Origin of the sequence: Agromyces tardus (genome assembly GCF_003710805.1) — a bacterium.
Lineage (GTDB): Bacteria > Actinomycetota > Actinomycetes > Actinomycetales > Microbacteriaceae > Agromyces > Agromyces tardus.
This window is the reverse complement of sequence record NZ_RHHB01000005.1, coordinates 63,269-85,424: the sequence shown is the minus strand read 5'-3', so window position 1 is coordinate 85,424 and position 22,156 is coordinate 63,269. Positions and strand designations below refer to the sequence as shown.

Below are 22,156 nucleotides of genomic sequence, written 5' to 3'. Positions count from 1 at the left end.
TGGGGATGTCGGGTGCCGTCGCGGCATCCGCCCTCGCCTTCTCACCGGGACTCGCGGCCGCGGCCGACGGCCCACGCACCTTCGCCCTCGTGGGCTCGCTGCAGAGCGAGCTCGGTTGCGCCGAGGACTGGTCGCCCGCCTGCGCCGAGACCGAGCTACTGCCCACCGAGACCGCCGGCGTTTACGCCGCGGACTTCACCGTGCCGGCCGGCAGCTACGAGTACAAGGTCGCCGTGAACGACGCGTGGGACGAGTCCTACGGGCTGAACGGCGGCGGCGACAACATCCCCCTCACCGTCGGCGGCGACACCCAGGTGCGCGTCGTGTTCGACGACACGCTCAAGAAGGTCGGGCTCGAGCTCACCGGCATCCGCGGGGCGTACGACGAGGCGGCCGACGCCTCGCTCGTCAGCGCCCCCGTGCGCCAGCCCGGCAGCGACGAGGTCTTCTACTTCGTCATGACCGACCGCTTCGCGAACGGCGACCCGTCCAACGACGAGGGCGGCCTCACCGGCGACCGTCTCGCCACGGGCTACGACCCCACCGACAAGGGCTTCTACAACGGCGGCGACCTGCAGGGCCTGCGCGACCAGCTCGACTACATCGACGGGCTCGGCACCACCGCGATCTGGCTCACCCCGAGCTTCAAGAACCGTCCCGTGCAGGGCGAGGGCGCGAACGCGAGCGCGGGCTACCACGGCTACTGGGTCACCGACTTCACCCAGATCGACCCGCACCTCGGCACCAACGCCGAGCTCGAGGCCCTCATCGCCGAGGCGCACGCCAAGGGCATCAAGGTCTACTTCGACATCATCACCAACCACACGGCCGACGTGATCGACAACGAGCAGCAGCAGTACTCGTACATCGACCAGAAGACCCGCCCCTACACGGATGCCACGGGCACGCCCTTCGACCCGGCCGACTACGCTGCCGCCGACGCGCCCGCGTTCCCGGCGCTCGACCCCGCGACGAGCTTCCCGTACACGCCCGTCATCGACCCGGCCGACGCGCACCTCAAGGTGCCGGACTGGCTCAACGACCCCACGCTGTACCACAACCGCGGCGACTCGACCTGGAGCGGCGAGTCCGTCACGTACGGCGACTTCGTCGGCCTCGACGACCTCATGACCGAGCACCCCACCGTGGTCGACGGCTTCGTCGACGTCTACGACGACTGGATCGACCTCGGCATCGACGGCTTCCGCATCGACACCGCCAAGCACGTGAACTTCGAGTTCTGGCAGCAGTGGTCGACGCAGGTGCTCGACTACGCGCACGCCGCCGGCAAGCCCGACTTCTTCATGTTCGGCGAGGTCTACGACGCCGACCCCGTGAAGCTCAGCCCCTACGTGCGCAAGTCCGACATGAACTCCGTGCTCGACTTCACGTTCCAGTCGCAGGCGGTCACGTTCGCCGCCGGCAACTCGGCCAAGGGCCTGCAGTCGCTCTTCGCGGGCGATGACTACTACACGACGCCCGACTCGTCGGCGACGGCACTGCCCACGTTCCTCGGCAACCACGACATGGGCCGCGTCGGTTACTTCCTCGCCTCCACGGGCGACGCCCTGCAGCGCGACGAGCTCGCGCACGAGCTCATGTTCCTGACCCGCGGCCAGCCGGTGGTGTACTACGGCGACGAGCAGGGCTTCGCGGGTACGGGCGGCGACAAGGACGCGCGACAGACGCTCTTCGCGAGTCAGGTCGCCGAGTACGAGAACCAGCCGCTCATCACCGGCGAGCAGCTCGGCAGCGTCGACCGCTACGACACGAACGCCCCGCTGTACCAGCAGATCTCCGAGCTCGCCGCGCTGCGCGAGTCGACGCCGGCGCTCGCCACGGGCGCGCAGATCGAGCGCTACGCCGACAGCGGAGCGGGCGTCTACGCGTTCAGCCGAGTCGACCGCGAGGAGCAGGTCGAGTACCTCGTCGCGCTGAACAACTCCGCCGCCGACAAGGCGGTGGAGGTGCCCACGCTCACCGCGGGCGCGTCGTTCGACGTGCTCTACGGCGACGGCCAGTCCGTGTCCACGGATGCCGCGGGCCTCACGAGCATCACGGTGCCCGCCCTCGGCGCGGTCGTGTGGAAGGCCGACCGCACGGTCACGGCGCCCGACGCGGCATCCGCCATCGCCGTGGACGTGCCCGCAGCCGGCGCCGGCGTCACGGGCGTGACCCCGGTCTCGGCCGACGTCGCCGACTCGACCTGGCAGGAGACGAGCTTCGCCTGGCGCATCGCCGGCTCCGACGAGTGGACCCCGCTCGGCACCGCCGAGGACACCACGCCGCGCGTCTTCCACGACACCGCGGGCCTCGCGAACGGCACGCTCATCGAGTACCGCGCCGTGTCGACGGATGCCGCGGGCCACCGCGCCGCCGCCTCGACCTACGCCTCGGTCGGCAACGCCGTGAACCTCGTCGTGGAGGAGGAGCCCGAGCAGCCGATCGACCTCGTCACGGTGCCCGGAAGCCACAACTCCGAGATGGGCTGCGCGGGCGACTGGCAGCCCGGCTGCGAGGCCGCGAAGCTCACGCTGCGCGCCGACGGCATCTACTCCGGCACCTTCGACCTGCCCGCGGGCGACTACGAGTACAAGGTCGCACTCAACGGCAACTGGAACGTGAACTTCGGCCTGAACGGCGTGCAGGACGGCCCGAACGTCACCTACACGCACCCGGGCGGACCCATCACGTTCTTCTGGAACCCGACGACCAAGGTCGTCTCCTCGACCGCCGAGGGTCCCGTGGTCACCGCGCCCGGCAGTTTCCAGTCCGAGGTCGGATGCCCCGGCGACTGGCAGCCCGACTGCCTCGCGACGCTCCTGCAGGACGGCGACAAGGACGGCGTATACACGTGGTCGAGCTCGTCGATCCCCGACGGTGCGTACGAGGCGAAGATCGCGCACGGAATGAGCTGGGGCGAGAACTACGGCGTCGGCGGCAACCGCGACGGGGCGAACTACTCGTTCACCGCGACCGAGGGCAAGCTCGTCGAGTTCCGCTACACCCTCGCCACGCACGTGCTCGACATCGTCGTGACCGACCCGCCGCTCGCCGGCACCGGTGAGTCCCGCGCCCACTGGGTGAGCGAGGACACGCTCGCGTGGCCCGCGAGCCTGCTCGGCGGCGTGCCCGCGGCCGACGCTGCGTTCGCGCTGCACCACTCCGCCGATGCCGGCCTCGCGGTCGCCGACGGCGCCGTGAGCGGCGACAGTGGCGACCCCGTCGAGCTCGCCGTCGACCCCGCGGGCCTCAGTGAGGCCCAGCTCGCGAAGTTCCCGGCACTCGAGGGCTTCGTGGCACTCCACCCGGTGGGGCTCGACCGTGCCGAGGTCGCCGAGCTCCTCACCGAGCAGCTCGCGGTGTCGCAGACGACGGGCGACGCGCTGAGCGCGTTCACCGGCGTGCAGCTGCCGGGCGTGCTCGACGACCTGTACGCCGACGCCGTGGCATCCGTGCCGCTCGGGGTCGGCTGGCAGGGCGGGAAGCCGACGCTCTCGCTGTGGGCGCCGACCGCGCAGAAGGTCGCTCTCGAGGTCTACCCGACCGGCGAGTCCGGCGAGCCGGCCAAGACGCCCGCGGAGTTCGACGCCGCGACCGGCGTCTGGACGGTGGCCGACGCGACCGACGTGCACGGCGACCCCGTCGCATCCGGCGCCGAGTACCGCTGGTCGGTCGAGGTCTACGCACCCACCACGGGCGCGATCGAGGAGAACTCGGTGACCGACCCCTACTCGGTCGCCCTCACCGCGAACTCGACGCGTTCGGTGATCGTCGACCTCGACGACCCGTCGCTCGAGCCCGAGCTCTGGGCCGACACGCCGGCGCCCGTCGTCGATCGCCCCGTCGACCGTGCGATCTACGAGCTGCACGTGCGCGACTTCTCGATCGGCGACGAGACGGTTCCGGCCGAGGAGCGCGGCACCTACCGCGCCTTCACCCGGGACTCGGCGGGCACCCAGCAGCTGCGCCAGCTCGCCCAGGCGGGCATCAACACGGTGCACCTGCTGCCGACGTTCGACATCGCCACGATCGAGGAGCGCCGCGACCAGCAGGCCACGCCCGACTGCGACCTCGAGTCGTTCGGGCCGGCCTCCGAGGAGCAGCAGGCCTGCATCGACGCGATCCGCGACCTCGACGGCTTCAACTGGGGGTACGACCCGTTCCACTTCCAGGCGCCCGAGGGCTCGTACGCGGTCGACCCGAACGGCGGCGCGCGCGTCGAGGAGTTCCGCGAGATGGTGGGCGCGCTGCACGCGACGGGCCTCCAGGTGGTGCTCGACGAGGTGTACAACCACGCCGCCGAGTCGGGCCAGGGCGCGAAGTCGGTGCTCGACCGGGTCGTGCCCGGCTACTACCAGCGCCTGAACGGCGCCGGCAAGGTCGAGACCTCCACGTGCTGCCAGAACATCGCCACCGAGCACGAGGTCGCCGAGAAGCTCATGGTCGACTCCGTCGTGCTGTGGGCGAAGGAGTACAAGGTCGACGGGTTCCGATTCGACCTCATGGGCCACCACTCGAAGGAGAACCTGCTCGCGGTGCGCGCCGCGCTCGACGAGCTCACCCTCGCCGAGGACGGCGTCGACGGGAAGTCGATCTACCTGTACGGCGAGGGCTGGAACTTCGGCGAGGTCGCGAACAACGCCCTCTTCGAGCAGGCCACCCAGGGCCAGCTCGGCGGCACGGGCATCGGCACCTTCAACGACCGGCTGCGCGACGCCGTGCACGGCGGCAGCCCCGTCGACGGCGGCTCCACGTTCCAGCAGGGCTTCGGCACGGGCCTCGGCACCGACCCGAACGGCAACCCGATCAACGGGTCGACGGATGCCGCGCTGGCCGACCTGGCGCACCAGACCGACCTCGTGAAGCTCGGCCTCGCGGGCAACCTCCGCGACTACGAGCTCGAGGATGCCACGGGCGCGACGGTGCGCGGCGACCAGCTCGACTACCGTGGCTCGCCGGCCGGCTACGCCGACCAGCCCGACGAGGTCATCAACTACGTCGACGCGCACGACAACGAGACCCTCTACGACCTCTCGGTGTTCAAACTCCCGACCGACACGTCGATGGCCGACCGCGTGCGCATGAACACGCTGTCGCTCGCGACCGTGACCCTGTCGCAGTCGCCCTCGTTCTGGCACGCCGGCACGGAGCTGCTGCGCTCGAAGTCGCTCGACCGCAACAGCTACAACTCGGGCGACTGGTTCAACCGCATCGACTGGACCGGCCAGGAGTCGACCTTCGGCTCCGGCCTGCCGAACGAGGCCGACAACGGCGGCAAGTGGTCGATCATGACGCCGCTGCTGGCCGACCCGGCCCTCAAGCCGGGCGCCGAGGACATCGCCGCAGCCGAGGCATCCGCCCTCGACCTGCTGCGAGTGCGCTCGACGGTCGACCTGCTGCAGCTCGGCTCGGCCGACCTGATCGACGAGAAGGTCTCCTTCCCGAACAGCGGGCCGGATGCCACGCCGGGCCTCATCGTGATGCTCGTCGACGACCTCGTGGGCGCCGACGTGGACCCGAAGCTCGAGGGTGCGCTGGTCGTGTTCAACGCCTCGCCCGAGGCGATCACCGAGCAGGTCGACGGGCTCGCGGGCCGCGACTTCACGCTCGCGAAGGCGCAGCAGACGGGCGCCGACGAGGTCGTCAAGGAGACCAAGTGGGCGAAGAAGACGGGAACGGTCACGATCCCGGCGCGTTCGGTCGCCGTGCTCGTCGATGGCCAGAAGAGCACCGGACCCGGCAACGGGAACGGGAACGGGAACGGGAACGGCAACGGCGGGGGCAAGCCCGCCAAGCCCGGCTCGTCGGCGACGGGCAGTGCCGCGGCATCCGCCCCGCACGCCGGCATCTCGGACGGCTCGGTGCAGGCGGGCTCCGCGCTCAGCGTGACCGGAACGGGCTTCGAGCCGGGCGAGCTCGTGCAGGTCTGGCTCCACTCGACGCCGCGCCTGCTCGTGGCCGAGCACGCCGACGCCGACGGGTCGATCAAGCTCGAGGTGACGACCCCGGCCGACACCGAGACGGGCGACCATCACCTCAGGCTGGTGGGCGTCGACTCGTCGCTCGAGGCGACCGCGGCACTCTCCGTGGTGGGGCCGCTCGGCCTCACCGGGGTGCAGACGACGCTGGCGGGGCTGTTCGCACTGGCGCTTCTGGCCGCGGGCGCACTGCTCCTGCTGCCGCGCCTGCGCGCCGCACGGCGCGGCGCCTGACAGCGGGCCCGGGTGGGGTGGGTGTGCGCCTCCCCGCCCGGGCCTCACGCATGCGCCGCCGGTCGAGTCGGTCGTGAAGCGACCGTATCGAGACCTCGGCCCTTCTCCCCGGACACTGGTCTCGATGCGCGTCGTGCTGCGCTCGGCGCTACTCGACCGGCGGAGCGGCGAGCAACGCGTGGCAGCGCTCGAGGCGAGCGAGCCACCAGGCGGTGCGCTCGGGGTCGGCGGCGTACCGGTCGAGCAATGCGGGATCGGGGTCGACCCGGCGCACGTCGATCGCGCCGTCGACGGGCAGCAGCGGCGCGCGCGTGACATCCGCCGCCAGGAGCGACGCGGTGCCGAGCCCGCAGTCGTAGTCGAGCTCGGGCACGGATGCCGCGAGGTACGCGCCCATCGCGAGGCCCACACTCGTGTCGAGCGCACTCGACACGACCACCGGCAAGCCGGCACGCGCCACGATCTCGAGGGCACGACGGATGCCGCCGAGCGGCGCCGCCTTCACGACAAGCACGTCGGCCGCGCCCGCCTCGGCGACGGCCAGCGGGTCCTCGGCCCGTCGCACGCTCTCGTCGGCGGCGATCGGGATGCCCATGTACTTCGTGCGGACGCGGATCTCGGCGAGCTCCTCGACCGACGCGCACGGCTGCTCCACGTACTCGAGGTCGAACGGGGCGAGCGCGTGGATCGCGTGCTCCGCCTCGTCGACGTTCCAGCCGCCGTTCGCATCGACGCGGACGCGTCCCTCGGGGCCGAGCGCCTCGCGCACGGCGCGCACCCGCGCGACATCCTGGGCGAGCGTCTGGTCGGATGCCCCGACCTTCACCTTGGCCGTGCGGCATCCGGGGAACCGCTCGAGCACCGCCCGCACCTCGTCGGGGTCGACGGCGGGCACCGTCGCGTTGACCGGGACGCGCTCGCGCAGCGGCGCCGGGGTCGCGTTCCAGCCGAAGTCGATCGCGGCCGCGAGCCAGGCAGTTGCCTCATGGTCGTCGTACTCGGCGAACGGGGCGAACTCCGCCCAGCCCTCGGGACCCTCGACGAGGAGCGCCTCGCGCACGTCGAGGCCCCGGAACCGGGTGACCAGCGGCAGCGCCACGACCCGGGCGGTCGCGAGCAGGTCGTGCAGGGGCGGGACGGCGTTGTCGCTCATGACCCCATCGTGTCACCGACGGCCCCGAGACGGCGCGCGCGACCCGAACGCAGGGGTTCCGAGCTCATGGGTCGGCGTGGGGAGGGGGAGTCGCCCGGATCTCCCGAATCGCGAAGCGGCTGCACCAGAGCCGCGGCAGCACCGAGCCGCGTCTGTTAGCGTGGGCGACCTTGGGGGTGCTGGATGAGCGACGATCTCGACACGCGTGGCGATCTCGACGAGCGCAGTGATCTCGACACGCTCGGCGTCGAAGCCGACGAGGTGCGGCCCGACTCCGCCGGGCGGAACGTGCTGATCGCCGTCGTCGGCCTCGCGCTCGTGATCGGCGCGCTCATTCCGCTCACGATCGGCGCGCTCTACCTCGGCTCGTTCCTCTGGGTCGGCATCGCGTCGCTGCTGGACGGCTCGGGCGCCGTCTCCGGCCCCTGAGTCGCGGCGCGTGGGGCACCGCGCCCCGCATCAGACCCCGTGGCTGTCGGCCGGCGCGGCGATGCGGGTCACCACGGTCGCCGGGGCGTTGAGGAGCACGAACACCGAGAACGTGCGGGGCGGGTCGAGGGTCTCGTCGACGACCACCGCCGGACCGCGCGCGATGTCGAACTCGGGGTAGCTCTCATACGTGTCGGGGTACGTCCTGCGCACCGTGCCGGTATCGGTGCCGATCGTCACTCCCTCCGGCGTGCGCACCTCGACGCCTCCGGTCGCGTCCCCGGTCGCCCGCACGTCGAACGTGACGTCGGGCGCGGGGTCGGCGCCGAGCCGGAGGCCGTCCCATGTGTAGATGTCGTACGGCGCGCGTTCGATGTTGCCGGGGTCGGTGCCCTCGACCGGCGCGGCGCCGAGCACCGTCTCCAGCCCGGCGACGACGTCGTCGAGCGTGTCGTGGTAGGTGGCCGCGAACAGCGACCCGCCCCCGGCGTCGAGCACCTCGATGCCGAGGGGGCCGATCACGATCGCATCGGCTCCTGAACCGGCCGGCTCCGTCGTCGTGTCGGGCGCCTCGGTGGCGGCGACGGGCGACTCGGCGGTGGGTGTCGGCGTGGGCGCCGCGCCGGGGGCCGCGGTGCACGCGGTGAGCGCGGCAGCGGCCGCGATGAGGAGGGCGAGGCAGGGCCCGCGAGACGTCATGGCGAGAGCGTAGCGGGCGGCGCCCACGACCCCGTCGGGGCTGTCCCTGACGACATAGGCTGGAGGGCATGGCAGCTGCGGTCTCCGAACTGTTCGATCCCGCTGAGTGGGTGGATGCGGCACCCGCGGTCACCGGTGAGCACGGTTTCACCGACATCACCTACCACCACTCCACCGACGGACGCATCGCGCGCATCGCGTTCCACCGGCCCGAGGTGCGCAACGCATTCCGCCCGCACACCGTCGACGAGCTGTACCGCGCCCTCGAAGACGCCCGCACCGACCCACGGGTCGGCGTCGTGCTGCTCACCGGCAACGGCCCGAGCCCGAAGGACGGCGGCTGGGCGTTCTGCTCCGGCGGCGACCAGCGCATCCGCGGGCGCGACGGCTACAAGTACTCCGACGCCGAGACGGCGATCGTCGACGGCGGCATCGGGCCGCACGGCAAGCACGGCGGCCGCACCCCGGTCGGGCGCCTCCACATCCTCGAAGTGCAGCGCCTCATCCGCTTCATGCCCAAGGTCGTCATCGCGGTCGTGCCGGGGTGGGCGGCGGGCGGCGGCCACTCGCTCCACGTCGTCTGCGACCTCACGATCGCGAGCCGCGAGCACGGGCGATTCAAGCAGACGGATGCCGACGTCGGCAGCTTCGACGCCGGCTACGGCTCGGCGTACTTCGCCCGCCAGATCGGACAGAAGTTCGCTCGCGAGGTGTTCTTCCTCGCCGAGGAGTACTCCGCGGATCGTGCCTACGAGATGGGCGCCGTGAACCGGGTCGTGCCGCACGCCGAGCTCGAGCGCGAGGCCCTCGCGATGGCGCGCACGATCCTCACCAAATCGCCCACCGCGATCCGCATGCTCAAGTTCGCCTTCAATGCGGTCGACGACGGCATGGTCGGCCAGCAGGTGTTCGCGGGCGAAGCCACGCGCCTCGCGTACGGCACCGACGAGGCCGTCGAGGGGCGCGACGCGTTCCTCGAGAAGCGAGACCCCGACTGGGGCCCCTACCCGTGGCACTTCTGACCGGCGGATGCCGCGGCATCCGCGCCGGGCGATGAAACCGCTGGTGCGGGTTCCCGCCGCCGACGTCTCAGCTGTGACGGCCGCGCTCCGCGCCGCCCTCGCTGGCGGACCCGCGGTCTGGCCGGTCGCCGACCCCACCCCCGCCGGTCGAGTAGGCCCGCAGGGCCGTATCGAGACCCGCGCCGAGGGTTTCGATACGCCGACTCCATCGGCTACCCAACCCATGGAGGTCGAGGACACCGTCGCCCTCGTCGTCGAGACGAGCGGCTCCACCGCGCGGCCGAAACGCGTCGCGCTCTCGGCCGACGCCCTCGTCGCGAGTGCCGACGCCACGCACGACGCGCTCGGTGGCCCGGGGCGGTGGCTCCTCGCACTTCCGGCGCACTACATCGCGGGCGCGCAGGTGCTCGTGCGGTCCATCGTCGCGGGCTCGGAGCCGGTCGTGCTCGGCGAGGGGGGCTTCGACGCGGGGGCGTTCGCCGCGGCATCCGCTCGCCTCGATGCGCGCACGCCGCGCTACACGTCGCTCGTGCCGGTGCAGCTCGCACGGCTCGTGGAGGCCGCCGGGCGCGACGCGTTCGTCGCGGCGGCGCTCACGTCGTACGACGCCGTGCTCGTCGGCGGCCAGGCCCTGTCGCCCGAGCTCGCCGACCGCGCGGCCGCGCTCGGCGCGCGCATCGTGCGCACCTACGGTTCGAGCGAGACGGCGGGCGGATGCGTCTACGACGGGCGTCCGCTCGACGGGGTGCGCGTGCGCACCGTCGACGACGTGATCGAGCTGGCCGGACCCGTGCTCGCCGAGGGCTACCTCGGCGACCCCGAGCGCACGGCGGCGGCGTTCACGACCGATGCCCGCGGGACGCGCTGGTATCGCACGGGCGACCTCGGCGGACTCGACGACGACGGGCTGCTCCGCGTGCGCGGCCGCGCCGACGACGTGATCATCTCGGGCGGCGTCAAGGTGGTGCTCGGTGAGGTCGAGCGGGCGATCCGCGCGGTGCCGGGGTTCGGTGCGGCCGTCGTCGTCGCGGTCGCCGACGCGGAGTGGGGCGAGCGCGCCGCCGTCGTCATCCCGGGCGAGGACGGGCGCGGGGCATCCGCCCTCGAGTCGGTGACGTGGGCGACGGATGCCGCTGGCCTCGGCCCTGCCGCCCGGCCGGTGCTCGTCGTGCCCGTCGACGAGCTGCCGCTGCTGCCGTCGGGCGTGATCCGTCAGGCTTCGGGCGCAGCGGGGGCGCCGGCGATGACGGCCGGCCGACCGGCCGCCTCCGCCGCGGCGTCGGCTTCGGCATCCGCCTCGGCCAACCGCCGTGCCTCCTCGAGGTGCGCCTGCACCTGCGCCCGGCTCGGCAGCAGCAGGCTCGCCAGCGCCGCGATCGCGAACCCGGCGACCGAGACGAGCACTGAGGCGTTGAGCGCCTCGAGCACGTGTTCCCGGCTCCAGTCGTCGCCGACGATCGTGAAGAACACGGTCGTCGAGACGGCCACGCCGGCCGCGGCGCCGAGCTGCTGGAACGTGCTGTAGGCGCCGGATGCCGCGCCCGCATCGGCGACCGGAACGGTCGCGAGCGCGACATCCACGAGCGGGATGACGAGCAGCGCCAGCCCCACGCCCGACAGGAGCATCGGCCACACCGCCGCCCAGCCGGTGAACGCGGCTCCGGTGTCGGCGAGCACGGCGAACACCCACAGCACGCCGGCGGCGAGGAGCACGCAGCCGGCCGTCACGAGGTACTTGCCCACCCGTGCGACGAGCGGGATGACGGCTCCCGTGCCGAGCATGGCCCCGAGGCTGAACGCGAGCAGGTTGAGGCCCGCGGTGAGCGCGTCGAAGCCGAGACCGACCTGCAGGTAGATGATGAACGGCAGCGTGAAGGCGTTGAGCGAGCCCTGGAACGCGGCCTGCGTCACGATGCCGGCCGAGAAGCCGCGGTCGGCGAACAGCGGCATCGGGAGCAGGGCCGATCCGTCGCGGCGCATGCGCCGGCGCGAGTGGGCGATGAAGGCCGTGAGCAGCACGACGCCCGCGGCGACGGGGATCCACAGCCACGCCGGCCAGCCGAGCGACTGCCCTTCGACGAGCGGCACCATGAACGCGAGCACCACGGCGCTGAGCAGCGCGACGCCCACCAGGTCGAGCCGCATCGGTCGCGGCGAGCGGGTTTCGGGCACGAACCGGGCCGCGAGCGCGAAGATCACGATGCCCACCGGGATGTTGATGAGGAACACGCTGCGCCAGCCGAGCCCCCACAGGTCGGCGTCGACGAGCCAGCCGCCCAGCACGGGGCCGAGCACCGCGGCGAGGCCGGCGACGGCGCCGATGAGCCCGTACATCGGGGCTCGCTCGCGGGGCGAGTAGAGCGCCTGCACCGATGCGAGCAGTTGCGGCACCATGAGCGCGGCGAAGAGCCCTTGCGCGAGGCGCGTGACGACGAGCACGTCGCCCGTCCACGCGGCGGCAGCGGCGGCGGACGCGAGCGTGAAGCCGGCGATGCCGACGAGGAAGATCCGGCGGCGGCCGGAGAGGTCGCCGAGGCGGCCGCCGGTGATGAGCCCCATCGCGAACGCGAGCATGTAGCCGCTCACGATCCATTCGAGCTGGGCGTCGGATGCCGCGAGGTCGGCGCCGATCGAGGGGAGCGCGACCTGCACGATCGTCACGTCGAGCAGGTCCATGAATGAGGCGAACAGCAGGATGCCGATGGCGAGGTTCCGGCGCGGTGCACTGGTCATGCTCGTCGTCCTTTCGTAGGCTGAGCTTGTCTCCGGAACGGAATAGTTCCACTGTGGGATAATCCCATGACGGGAACAATAGGGAGTCGGATCGAGGATGTCAAGCAAGGCCGAAGTCACGGCGCGCATCGTGGAGCTGCTGCAGCTCGTGATCGCATCGTCGGTGATGTCCAATGAGCGCATCGCGCACTCGCTCGGGCTCAACGTGGTCGACCTGCAGGCATTCGGCTTCATCGCGCGCAACGGTGCGCCGATGACGGCGGGAGAGGTGAGCCAGCAGACCCAGCTGCCCACGAGCACGACGACGCGCGTGCTCGACCGCCTCGAGAAGGGCGGTTTCATCGAGCGGTCGACGGATCCGAACGACCGTCGCCGCGTCGTCGTGCGGGTGCGCGACGGGGCACTCGACGGAGCCGGACGGGGCGGCGACGGCGATCCGTACGCCGACATCCTCGTGGGCATGAGCCGGGTGCACGCCGGGTTCTCCGTCGACGAGCTCGAGGTCGTGGCGCGCTACCTCGACGCCGTCAAGGACGTGCGCTGACTCGTGCGCCGCGCCGGGCCATGGCGACGGTGACTAGCATGGTCGCGTGGCACGCCCGAAACCCCAGCGCTTGAACCCCCAGCCCGCGCCCGAGCGGGCCTCCGGCCAGTCCTCGAAGCCGGCCGCGAAGCCGGCCGCGAAGCCCGCCGCGAAGTCCGCCGCGAAGCCCGCGAAGGCTCCCGCCCGCGGACGCTCCGGCAACCCCGCGAAGGCCGCGACCGGCCCGACCGCAGTGCGCGGGCCTGCGACCGCTGCGGACTGGATCGCCGGGGCGCGACTGCGCACCCTGCCGCTCGCGATCGCCCCGGTGGCGCTCGGCACGGGCGCGGGCGTCGTCGCGATCGCCGACGGTCCGTGGCATCCGGCCCGCGCCCTGCTCGCGCTCGTGGTGTCGCTCGCCCTGCAGATCGGCGTGAACTACGCGAACGACTACTCCGACGGGGTGCGCGGCACCGACGCGCACCGGGTCGGGCCGGCGCGGCTCACCGGATCGGGCGCCGCCTCGCCGAAGCAGGTGCTCGCCGTGGCACTCTCGTTCTTCGCGATCGCGGCGCTCGCCGGGCTCGCGCTCGTCGTCGTCACCGGGCAGTGGTGGCTGCTCGCCGTGGGCGCCGTCGCGATCGTGGCGGCATGGTTCTACACGGGCGGCAAGCACCCCTACGGCTACTACGGCCTCGGCGAGCTGTTCGTGTTCGTGTTCTTCGGGATCGTCGCCACTGCCGGGTCGGCGTACGTGCAGGCGCTCTACGTGAACCTCGAGGCGTGGACGGGCGGCGCGGGCGTCGGACTCATCGCGTGCGCCGTGCTCATGGCGAACAACCTGCGCGACGTGGAGCAGGACCGCGTCGCGAAGAAGCGCACGCTCGCCGTGCTCGTCGGGCCGCTCGCGGGACGCATCCTCTTCACCATCTTCATGCTCGTGCCGTTCGGGCTCGTGGTGTTCTGGTCGTTCCTCTACCCGACGGCGGGGCTCGTGCTCTTCGCGCTGCTCCTCGCGGTGCCGGCCTGCGTCATCGTGCTGTGGGGCAGGACGCCGCGGGAGCTCATCACGGCGCTGCAGCTCGCGAGCGTGACGGCACTCGTGTACGGGGTGGGGCTGGGGCTGGCGTTCGCGCTCTAGGCGGCGGGTGGGGCCTGACGTTCGCGCGACGGCTCGGCGGGTGCGGGCTCGGCGACGGGTGCCGCGTCGGCCGCCGCGTCGACCGCGGCATCCTCGGCGAGGTCGTCGTCGCGCACGACGGGCTGCTCGCGGTGGCGGGCGGCGTAGAGCTCCTCGGAGAGGCGCTCGCGCATGCCGCGCAGGAACACCAGTGAGCTGCTGAATCCGAACAGGGCCGCGACGATGACGGAGATCCACGGGTCGACTCCGGCGATGAGCAGCACCGCCAGCGGTGCCGCGAACAGCAGCACGCGGAGCAGTGTGTAGCGGAGCCAGGTGGGTGCGGATCTCACCATGACAGTGTAGGCATCGCGGGCTGGGTGCCCGCTCCCAGCCGACTGTGACCAGACCGGCCTAAGATTGCTCCATGGTCCGGGTCTGGGTGATCCTCGGCGTCGCTGTCGTGGTCTTCACGGTGTACGCAATCGTCGACTGCGCACTCCTCGATCGCACCCGCATCCGGGGGCTCGCGCGCGGGTGGTGGATCGTCATCATCCTCTTCGTGCCCGTCATCGGCGGGCTGCTCTGGTTCATCATCGGACGCGGCAGCGCCGCCCGGGCGAGCCGCGGCGCGCGGCGCACGGTCGCCCCCGACGACGACATGGAGTTCCTGCGCCGCCTCGACAGCGATGTGGAGCACGAGGAGCGCATCCGCCGCCTCGAGCAGGAGCTCGCCGAGCTCGACTCCGACGACAACAACCCGCTCGGCACCGACCGCCGTCGCCCCGACGGCCCAGAGACCCCCGGCGAGAGCGGCGGACCCTCGGGCCGGCCGAATGCCTGAGGCTCGCACCGACGCGAGCCCCGCAACGACGACCTCGGTCGCGCTCCTCTCGGAGTTCGTGCGCGCGGGCGTCACCGACCTCGTCGTGGCGCCGGGCTCCCGGTCGCAGGCGCTCGCGCTCGCCGCGGCCGAGCTCGAACGGGTGGGCGCGGTGCGGCTGCACGTGCGCATCGACGAGCGCGGCGCCGCGTTCCTGGCGCTCGGGCTCGCGCTCGAGTCGGGGCGTCCGGCCGTGGTGATCACGACGTCGGGCACCGCGGTCGCGAACCTGCACCCCGCCGTGCTCGAGGCCCATCACGCGGGCGTGCCGCTCATCGTCGTCACGGCCGACCGCCCGGCGGAGCTGCGCGGCATCCGCTCGAACCAGACCACCATGCAGCCGGGCATCTTCGCGGGGGCGGTGCGCCTCGAGCGCGACGTCTCCGCACCCGTCGGCAGCCCGGGCGAGGCGGATGCCGCGCGGGCACTCGCTCGCGCCGCTGTCGACGCCGCCGTCGGCCGCGACGCCGACGGCGAGCCCGTGCCGCATCCGGGACCGGGCCCCGTGCACGTCAACCTGCAGCTGCGCGAGCCGCTCTCGACTCCGGTCGCTTTCGACGGGGCGCCGCGAGCGGATGCAGCGGCCGCGACGCGCTTCGAACGCACCGCCGAGGCATCCGCACCCCACGGTGCGGTGATCGAGCCCGGACCGCGCACCGTCGTGGTCGCGGGCGCCGGGGCAGGACCCGAGGCCGAGGAGTTCGCACGCGCGGGCGGGTGGCCGCTGCTCGCCGAGGTCACGAGCGGGGCGCGCTTCGGGCCGAACCTCGTCGTCGCGTACCGCGAGCTGCTGCGCGAGCCCGGATTCGGCGACCTCGTCGAGCGGGTCGTCGTATTCGGGCACCCGACGCTGTCGCGCGAGGTGCCGGCCCTCGTGCAGCGCGACGGCGTCGAGGCGATCGCGGTCGCGCCGTCGGGCATCGAGTGGTTCGATCCGGGGCACCGCGTGGCACGCTTCGAGCGCGCCGTGCGGGCGGAGCCCCGCACGCCGACCGCCGAGGAGCGGGCGTGGACGGGCCGCTGGGTGTTCGCGAGCCGCGAGCTCGTGGCCGCGGCATCCGCCGTCGCCGACCCGGCCGCAGGCCTGCGCGACGGCGTCGACGAGACCGGCCACGTCACCGACTTCGCCGCCCAGCGCGAGTACCTGAAGGGGCAGCTCGCCCGGGTGCGGGAGCCCGTGTCGCGCCGCATGCTCGCCGAGGCGCTCTGGTCGGCCACCTGGCCGCACGACCGGCTGCTGTTCGGGGCGTCGCGCCTCATCCGCGACGCCGATCGCGTCGTGCCGGGCCGCCGCATCACGGCCCTCGCGAACCGCGGCCTCGCCGGCATCGACGGCACGGTCGCCACGGCCCTCGGCGTCGCGATCGCGAGCCAGACGCCGATGCCGGGCTCCGCCGAATCGGATGCCGCGACGCGACCCTCCGTGGGCACCACGCGAGTGCTCCTCGGCGACCTCACCTTGCTGCACGACGTCGGATCGCTGCTGCTCGGGGCGGGGGAGACGCGGCCGCGCATCCTCGTCGTCGTCGGCAACGACGGCGGCGGCACGATCTTCGACGCGCTCGAGGTAGCCGGTTCGGCCCCCGCCGAGGCCTTCGACCGCGTGCAGTACACCCCGCAGCAGGTCGACCTGGCCTCGCTCGCCGCCGCCTACGGGTGGGAGTACCGCCGCGCCACGACCCGCGGCGAGCTCGACGATGCCCTCGGCACCGCGGTCACCGGCCCGACCCTCCTCGAGGTCCCGCTGGCCCGCTGATCCGCCGGGCCCTCGCTCGACCCCGCCGTTCGCGGTCGTCTGCGCGCAAGCCGGACGAGTCCTTCGCTCCGCGCGTCCGGTGCACTTGTGGATTCGTGTACTTGTGAACGAGTCCACCGGATTCCGGAAAGCAACGTCAACGTGTCGTCGAGGTAGGCACACCCCGGGGAGCCCGGCAAGCCGTTGACGCGGAGTGGGTGGGGTCGGACAGGATGGGGGAGGCGGCGCGGATGCCGCCCTGAAGGGAGCACCGTGGGTCTCGAGACATACTGGGCAACTGATCCGTCGGACGTGCTGCGGGTTCGCCAGGACTTCGTCCTCGACGACGTCGACACGCGCGGCACGCCCGGGTTCGAGGGCGACAAGGACGCGGCCGAGGGATCGCTCGGCATCGGCGCCGCGATCCTCGCCGACCTGCAGGAGAAGCTGTTCGCCGGCAACCAGATGGGCGACGATCCCCGCAGCCTCCTGCTCGTGCTGCAGGCGATGGACACCGCCGGCAAGGGCGGCATCGTCAAGCACGTCATGAGCGCCGTCGATCCGCAGGGCGTGCAGGTGGCGACCTTCAAGAAGCCCACCGAGGAGGAACTCGCGCACGACTTCCTGTGGCGCATCCGCAAGGAGGTGCCCGAGGCGGGCATGATCGGCGTGTTCGACCGATCCCATTACGAGGACGTGCTCATCGCGAAGGTGCGCGAGCTCGCGCCGCCCGAGGAGATCGAGCGCCGCTACGACGCGATCAACGAGTTCGAGGCGGAGCTCGCGGCATCCGGCACGACCATCATCAAGGTCATGCTGCACATCTCCATGGACGAGCAGCGGCAGCGGCTGCTCAAGCGGCTCAAGCGGCCCGACAAGCACTGGAAGTTCAACCCCAGCGACATCGACGAGCGCGTGCTCGCGCCCAAGTACCGCGAGGCCTACCAGGTCGCGTTCGAGCGCACCACGACTCCGCACGCGCCCTGGTACGTGATCCCCGCCGACCGCAAGTGGTACGCGCGACTCTCGGTGCAGCACCTGCTCATCGAGGCGCTCGATGCGATGCGCCTCGACTGGCCGATCGCCACGTTCGACATCGACGCCGAGAAGAAGCGGCTCGCCGCCAGCTGACCTCCGCCGGTCGAGGAGGCGCGCCAGCGCCGCCCCTGTGCTGGTCGAGTAGGCGCGCCAGCGCCGCCTCTGTGCTGGTCGAGGAGGCGCGCCAGCGCCGCCTCTGTGCTGGTCGAGTAGGCGCGCCAGCGCCGTATCGAGACCCGGCGGCACGGGTCTCGATACGGGCTCCGCCCTACTCGACCGGCGCAGAGTGGGCCTCGATACGGGCTCCGCCCTACTCGACCGACGCAGAGTGGGCCTCGATACGGGCTCCGCCCTACTCGACCGGCGCGACCGGCGGCACCGGCGGCGAGGGCGGCGGCGCGCCGAACGCCTCGACGATCGGGCGGAACTTCATGTCGGTCTCGGCGAGCTCCTCAGCCGACACCGAGTCGTGCACGATGCCGCAGCCGGCGTACGCGTGCACGGTGCCGTCGGGCTCGACCTGCGCGCAGCGCAGGGCGATCGCCCATTCCCCGTCGCCGTCGGCGTCGACCCAGCCCACCGGTCCGGCGTAGCGGCCCCGGTCGAATCCCTCGAGCTCCGCGATCGCACGCAGCGCCACGTCGCGCGGGGTGCCGGCCACCGCGGCCGTCGGGTGCATCGCCCGCGCCAGTTCGAGCGAGCTCGACCCGTCGCCGAGGGTGCCCTTGAGGTCGGTCGCGAGGTGCCACAGGTTCGGCAGCTGCAGGGTGAACGGCTCCGGGCTCGCGTCGAGGCGCGCGGTGTGCGGCGCGAGCGTGAGCACCGCGCTCTCCACGGCGAGGGCGTGCTCGGCGAGGTCCTTGTGCGAGGCGGCGAGCCGCGCGGCCTGCGCGCGATCGGATGCCGCGTCCGCACCCCGCGACGCGGTCCCCGCGAGCACGCGCGCCGAGACGGTGCCGTGGTCGACGCGCACGAGCGTCTCGGGGCTCGCGCCGATGAGCCCGTCGACCGCGAACACCCACGTGTCGGGGTAGTCGTCGGCGAGCTTCGCGAGCGCGGCGCGCAGGCCGGCGTCCTCCTGCAACCGCCCGCGCAGCTCGCGTGCGAGCACGACCTTCTCGAATTCGCCGGCGTCGATGCGTCGCACGGCCTCCTCGACGGCGGCGGTGTACGCCTCGGGCGGCACCGATCCGGGGTCGAACCGCACCCGCGGAACGTCGCGCTTGGGCGCCGGGGCGGGCAGCTCGACGGGCGCGGGCGGCTCGGATGCGGCATCCGCTCGCTCGATGCGGGTGACCCACGCGCGGCCGTCGCGGCGCCCCAGCACGATCTCGGGCACGACGAGCACGCTCGTGGCCGCGGATTCGTCGGCGAACGCGATCGCGCCGAACGCGACGAGGCCGCTGCCCGGCAGGCCTACGCGGTCGTCGACGTCGGCGGCAGCGGCGACGGTGCGCCAGGCGCGGGCGGCATCCTCGATGCGGGTCGCGCCCGACGTCTCGATGCGCAGGGCTTCGCCGATGCCGATGATGCCCTCGCCGCGTCGCATCCAGAGCAGCGGATGCCGCGGGTCGAGCCTCGGCACGAGCGGCGCCGTCTCGTCGACGGCGACGGTGCGCACGCGCAGCCTGGTGCCACCGGCGGGCCCGGCGGTGGAGTCAGGCCGGGCCGTGGAATCCGGCCGCGCCGCGGCATCCGTGTGGGTCACCGGAACAGCCTACGACCGGGGGCCGTGAGCGACGACGCGCCTGCGGGTCTCGATACGGGCTTCGCCCTACTCGACCGGCGGGCGCCTGCGGGTCTCGATACGGGCTTCGCCCTACTCGACCGGCGGGCGGGCGCCTGCGGGTCTCGATACGGGCTTCGCCCTACTCGACCGGCGGGCGGGCGCCTGCGGGTCTCGATACGGGCTTCGCCCACTCGACCGGCGGAGGCGACTATGCCTCGACGACCTCGACGCCACGCCAGAACGCCACGTGGTCCTTGATCTCGGATGCCGCAGCCGACGGGGTCGGGTAGAACCAGGCCGCGTTCGGGTTGCGCTTGCCGTCGACCTCGACGTGGAAGTAGTCCGCGGTGCCCTTCCAGTGGCAGACGCTGTGGTTGTCGCTCGAGGCGAAGTACCGCTCGTCGATCGCCTCGCGGGGGAAGTAGTGGTTGCCCTCGACGACCACCGTGTCGTCGGACTCCGCGATCACCGCACCGTTCCAGATTGCCTTCATGTCATTCCTCTCGGTCGCGCGGCGCAGGGGCCGCTTCGATCTCCACGTGCGACAACCGGGTGGCCGGATATTGCATTCCCGTGCATGGAAATGCACGGCGTTCGCTCAGGTTCCCGGGCTCGCGCGTGGCGTCGCGGCGGTGTCTCGACGCCGCGGCGGCGACCCCGCGGCATCCGCCCGGCAGCGCTCAGGATGCGCCCGGCGCCCGACCGTAGACTCGAGGGATGACGCGCGCAGACCTCGGCAAGGATCCCTCGCAGGTGTCGGCCATGTTCGACCGGGTCGCCGCCCGCTACGACCGCACGAACAACGTGCTCTCGGTGGGCAACGCCCCCCTCTGGCGCGTCGCCACGACGCGCGCCGTCGACCCGAAGCCGGGCGAGCGCATCCTCGACGTCGCCGCGGGCACCGGCACCTCGAGCGCGAGCCTCGCCAAGTCGGGCGCGAGCGTGGTCGCCGCCGACTTCTCGCCGGGCATGATCGAGGTCGGCCGCCGCCGCCAGGCGCACGTCAACAACCTGGTCTTCGTCGAGGCGGATGCCACGAAGCTGCCGTTCGGCGACGACGAGTTCGACGCCGTCACCATCTCCTTCGGCCTGCGCAACGTGAACGAGCCCAAGCGGGCGCTCGCCGAGTTCCTGAGGGTCACCAAGCCCGGAGGCCGGCTCGTCGTGTGCGAGTTCTCGCACCCGCCCGCCGGGTTCGTGCGCGCCGGCTACGACTTCTACGGCCGCTACGTGATGCCGCCGCTCGTGAAGCTCTCGAGCTCGAACGACGACGCCTACGACTACCTCAACGAGTCGATCAGCGCGTGGCCCGACCAGCCCACCCTCGCGACGTGGATCCGCGAGGCGGGCTACACGGATGTCGCGTGGCGCAACCTCACCATGGGGGTCGTCGCGCTGCATCGCGGCCGCAAGCCCGCCGCCCCCGCGCCGGTCGAGTAGGCGCGCCGCTCCGCCGGTCGAGTAGGCGCGCCGCTCCGCCGGTCGAGTAGGCGCGCCAGCGCCGTATCGAGACCCGGGTACGCGCGACGGGTCTCGATACGCGCTGCGCGCTACTCGACCGACGGGTGGGTCTCGATACGCGCTGCGCGCTACTCGACCGGCGGGTGGGTCTCGATACGCGCTGCGCGCTACTCGACCGGCGGGTGGGTCTCGATACGCGCTTCGCGCTACTCGACCGGCAGAGCGCATTCACCAGCCTCGCAGCATCCGCCCGGCTCGCTCTCGATAGACTCGGGCACGTGAATCCGAGCCATCCGCGTCGAGGTTCGGCGCTCGCGGCCAATCTGGGCCTCAGCGAACGCGTCTTCGCCTCGTCGGCCGACCGGGCGATGGCGCGGGCCATCGACGACGGCATCGACCGCGTCGAGGCGGGCCTCATCCGCGAGGTGCGGTTCGCGGATTCCATCGCGGATGTCTCGGGCCGCTACCTGCTCGAGGCAGGCGGCAAGCGCGTGCGCCCCATGCTCACGCTCCTCACCGCGCAGCTCGGCGACGGTGCCGTCGACGACGTGGTCACCGCGGCCGAGGCGATCGAGATCACGCACCTCGGCTCGCTCTACCACGACGACGTCATGGACGAGTCCGAGCGCCGGCGCGGCGTGCCGAGCGCGCAGACCGTGTGGGGCAACTCCGTCGCGATCCTCACGGGCGACCTGCTGTTCGCCCGCGCGAGCCAGCTCATGGCGCAGCTCGGCGAGCGGGCGATCCGCCTGCAGGCGAACACCTTCGAGCGCCTCGTGCTCGGCCAGCTCAACGAGACCGTCGGGCCGCGCGACGACGAGGACCCGATCGAGCACTACATCCAGGTGCTCGCCGACAAGACCGGTTCGCTCATCGCCGCCGCCGCGCAGGCGGGCATCATCTTCTCGAACGCCGACTCCGCGCTCGAGCCGCCCATCATCGAGTTCGGCGAGCGCATCGGCGTGGCGTTCCAGCTCATCGACGACGTCATCGACCTGTCGCCGCAGCCCGAGGAGACCGGCAAGGTCCCGGGCACCGACCTGCGCGCGGGCGTCGTGACGCTGCCGCTGCTGCGCCTCGAAGAGCTGGCGAAGACGGATGCCGCGTCGGCCGCGCTGCTCGAGCGGATCCGCCGCGACGTGCTGCCGACCTCGGCCGCCGATGCCGGCGACCCGCTCGACACGAACACGCTCGCGTCGCGCATCGTGCCGTCGCGCGCGGCCGTCGACGCCGTCGTCGCCGAGCTTCGCGAGCACGAGGCGACGCGCGCTACGCTCGCTGAGGCCCACCGCTGGGCGCGCGACGCCGTCGCCGCGCTCGCGCCGGTGCCCGAGGGCAGCGTGAAGAAGGCACTGACCCGCTTCGCCGACACCATCGTGGAGCGTTCGAGTTGAACGCGTTCGATTCGACTACAGG

16 protein-coding genes and 1 pseudogene are annotated in these 22,156 nt (G+C 72.4%); 11 read left to right on the top strand and 6 right to left on the bottom strand.

Annotation, left to right across the window (positions count from 1 at the left end; genetic code table 11):
* Nucleotides 1-5 precede the first annotated feature (5 nt).
* On the top strand, nt 6-6,215 hold the full coding sequence (pulA, locus tag EDM22_RS05205) for a pullulanase-type alpha-1,6-glucosidase (protein WP_245989222.1): 6,210 nt from the start codon (nt 6-8) through the stop codon (nt 6,213-6,215).
* Between the two features lie 148 nt (nt 6,216-6,363).
* Here pulA and EDM22_RS05200 read toward each other — a convergent pair whose 3' ends face one another.
* On the bottom strand, nt 6,364-7,368 hold the full coding sequence (locus tag EDM22_RS05200; protein WP_122936004.1) for an o-succinylbenzoate synthase: 1,005 nt from the start codon (nt 7,366-7,368) through the stop codon (nt 6,364-6,366).
* Nucleotides 7,369-7,551: 183 nt separating this feature from the next.
* Between EDM22_RS05200 and EDM22_RS05195 the strand changes: the two genes are divergently transcribed.
* On the top strand, nt 7,552-7,797 hold the full coding sequence (locus EDM22_RS05195) for a hypothetical protein (RefSeq protein ID WP_122936003.1): 246 nt from the start codon (nt 7,552-7,554) through the stop codon (nt 7,795-7,797).
* A 30-nt stretch (nt 7,798-7,827) separates the two neighbouring features.
* Here EDM22_RS05195 and EDM22_RS05190 read toward each other — a convergent pair whose 3' ends face one another.
* Nucleotides 7,828-8,496: a hypothetical protein gene (locus EDM22_RS05190; RefSeq protein WP_122936002.1), complete on the bottom strand. Its 669-nt coding sequence runs from the start codon at nt 8,494-8,496 to the stop codon at nt 7,828-7,830.
* A 68-nt stretch (nt 8,497-8,564) separates the two neighbouring features.
* On the opposite strand from EDM22_RS05190, the gene EDM22_RS05185 reads away from it, so the two are divergent.
* Both EDM22_RS05185 and EDM22_RS05180 read left to right on the top strand, forming a co-directional pair.
* A complete protein-coding gene (locus EDM22_RS05185) occupies nt 8,565-9,518 on the top strand; it encodes a 1,4-dihydroxy-2-naphthoyl-CoA synthase (RefSeq protein WP_122936001.1) in 954 nt (317 codons plus the stop codon).
* Between the two features lie 31 nt (nt 9,519-9,549).
* The gene (locus EDM22_RS05180) at nt 9,550-11,043 is read left to right on the top strand and encodes an AMP-binding protein (protein WP_212591894.1); all 1,494 of its coding nucleotides are present in this window, start codon (nt 9,550-9,552) and stop codon (nt 11,041-11,043) included.
* Nucleotides 11,044-11,066: 23 nt separating this feature from the next.
* Here the strand turns inward: EDM22_RS05180 and EDM22_RS19975 are convergent.
* Nucleotides 11,067-12,194 (bottom strand): annotated as a pseudogene (locus EDM22_RS19975) (MFS transporter); the annotation flags it as partial.
* 154 nt (nt 12,195-12,348) lie between these two features.
* On the opposite strand from EDM22_RS19975, the gene EDM22_RS05170 reads away from it, so the two are divergent.
* Both EDM22_RS05170 and EDM22_RS05165 read left to right on the top strand, forming a co-directional pair.
* Nucleotides 12,349-12,795, top strand: a complete 447-nt coding sequence (locus EDM22_RS05170) for a MarR family transcriptional regulator (protein ID WP_122935999.1) — start codon at nt 12,349-12,351, stop codon at nt 12,793-12,795.
* Between the two features lie 46 nt (nt 12,796-12,841).
* Nucleotides 12,842-13,915, top strand: coding sequence for a 1,4-dihydroxy-2-naphthoate polyprenyltransferase (locus EDM22_RS05165; protein WP_122935998.1), 1,074 nt, complete (start codon nt 12,842-12,844; stop codon nt 13,913-13,915).
* Here the strand turns inward: EDM22_RS05165 and EDM22_RS05160 are convergent.
* Nucleotides 13,912-14,247 (bottom strand): DUF4229 domain-containing protein, encoded by a 336-nt coding sequence (locus tag EDM22_RS05160; protein ID WP_122936066.1) that lies wholly within the window; start codon nt 14,245-14,247, stop codon nt 13,912-13,914. The genes EDM22_RS05165 and EDM22_RS05160 overlap by 4 nt on opposite strands.
* A 74-nt stretch (nt 14,248-14,321) precedes the next feature.
* Between EDM22_RS05160 and EDM22_RS05155 the strand changes: the two genes are divergently transcribed.
* From EDM22_RS05155 to EDM22_RS05145, 3 genes are all read left to right on the top strand, one after another.
* Complete coding sequence (locus EDM22_RS05155) at nt 14,322-14,738, top strand: PLD nuclease N-terminal domain-containing protein (RefSeq protein WP_122935997.1); 417 nt, start codon at nt 14,322-14,324, stop codon at nt 14,736-14,738.
* Nucleotides 14,731-16,533 (top strand): 2-succinyl-5-enolpyruvyl-6-hydroxy-3-cyclohexene-1-carboxylic-acid synthase, encoded by a 1,803-nt coding sequence (gene menD, locus EDM22_RS05150; protein WP_122935996.1) that lies wholly within the window; start codon nt 14,731-14,733, stop codon nt 16,531-16,533. Before EDM22_RS05155 ends, menD begins: the two co-directional genes overlap by 8 nt.
* 252 nt (nt 16,534-16,785) lie before the next feature.
* The gene (locus EDM22_RS05145) at nt 16,786-17,643 is read left to right on the top strand and encodes a polyphosphate kinase 2 family protein (protein WP_245989218.1); all 858 of its coding nucleotides are present in this window, start codon (nt 16,786-16,788) and stop codon (nt 17,641-17,643) included.
* Between the two features lie 259 nt (nt 17,644-17,902).
* On the opposite strand, the gene EDM22_RS05140 is transcribed toward EDM22_RS05145, so the two are convergent.
* The gene (locus EDM22_RS05140) at nt 17,903-19,177 is read right to left on the bottom strand and encodes an isochorismate synthase (RefSeq protein WP_376917767.1); all 1,275 of its coding nucleotides are present in this window, start codon (nt 19,175-19,177) and stop codon (nt 17,903-17,905) included.
* 310 nt (nt 19,178-19,487) lie between these two features.
* The gene (locus tag EDM22_RS05135) at nt 19,488-19,772 is read right to left on the bottom strand and encodes a DUF427 domain-containing protein (RefSeq protein WP_122935995.1); all 285 of its coding nucleotides are present in this window, start codon (nt 19,770-19,772) and stop codon (nt 19,488-19,490) included.
* A gap of 224 nt (nt 19,773-19,996) precedes the next feature.
* Between EDM22_RS05135 and EDM22_RS05130 the strand changes: the two genes are divergently transcribed.
* Both EDM22_RS05130 and EDM22_RS05125 read left to right on the top strand, forming a co-directional pair.
* Entirely contained in the window at nt 19,997-20,719 is a 723-nt protein-coding gene (locus EDM22_RS05130; protein WP_122935994.1) for a class I SAM-dependent methyltransferase, read from the top strand.
* Between the two features lie 299 nt (nt 20,720-21,018).
* Nucleotides 21,019-22,134 (top strand): polyprenyl synthetase family protein, encoded by a 1,116-nt coding sequence (locus EDM22_RS05125; RefSeq protein WP_122935993.1) that lies wholly within the window; start codon nt 21,019-21,021, stop codon nt 22,132-22,134.
* Nucleotides 22,135-22,156: the final 22 nt, after the last annotated feature.

What these genes read in the sequence shown, in the direction of transcription:
- pulA (WP_245989222.1), top strand. Translation starts at nt 6, where the DNA reads ATGTCGGGTGCCGTCGCGGCATCCGCCCTCGCCTTCTCACCGGGACTC.
- EDM22_RS05200 (WP_122936004.1), bottom strand. Translation starts at nt 7,368, where the DNA reads ATGAGCGACAACGCCGTCCCGCCCCTGCACGACCTGCTCGCGACCGCC.
- EDM22_RS05195 (WP_122936003.1), top strand. Translation starts at nt 7,552, where the DNA reads ATGAGCGACGATCTCGACACGCGTGGCGATCTCGACGAGCGCAGTGAT.
- EDM22_RS05190 (WP_122936002.1), bottom strand. Translation starts at nt 8,496, where the DNA reads ATGACGTCTCGCGGGCCCTGCCTCGCCCTCCTCATCGCGGCCGCTGCC.
- EDM22_RS05185 (WP_122936001.1), top strand. Translation starts at nt 8,565, where the DNA reads ATGGCAGCTGCGGTCTCCGAACTGTTCGATCCCGCTGAGTGGGTGGAT.
- EDM22_RS05180 (WP_212591894.1), top strand. Translation starts at nt 9,550, where the DNA reads ATGAAACCGCTGGTGCGGGTTCCCGCCGCCGACGTCTCAGCTGTGACG.
- EDM22_RS05170 (WP_122935999.1), top strand. Translation starts at nt 12,349, where the DNA reads ATGTCAAGCAAGGCCGAAGTCACGGCGCGCATCGTGGAGCTGCTGCAG.
- EDM22_RS05155 (WP_122935997.1), top strand. Translation starts at nt 14,322, where the DNA reads ATGGTCCGGGTCTGGGTGATCCTCGGCGTCGCTGTCGTGGTCTTCACG.
- menD (WP_122935996.1), top strand. Translation starts at nt 14,731, where the DNA reads ATGCCTGAGGCTCGCACCGACGCGAGCCCCGCAACGACGACCTCGGTC.
- EDM22_RS05135 (WP_122935995.1), bottom strand. Translation starts at nt 19,772, where the DNA reads ATGAAGGCAATCTGGAACGGTGCGGTGATCGCGGAGTCCGACGACACG.
- EDM22_RS05130 (WP_122935994.1), top strand. Translation starts at nt 19,997, where the DNA reads ATGACGCGCGCAGACCTCGGCAAGGATCCCTCGCAGGTGTCGGCCATG.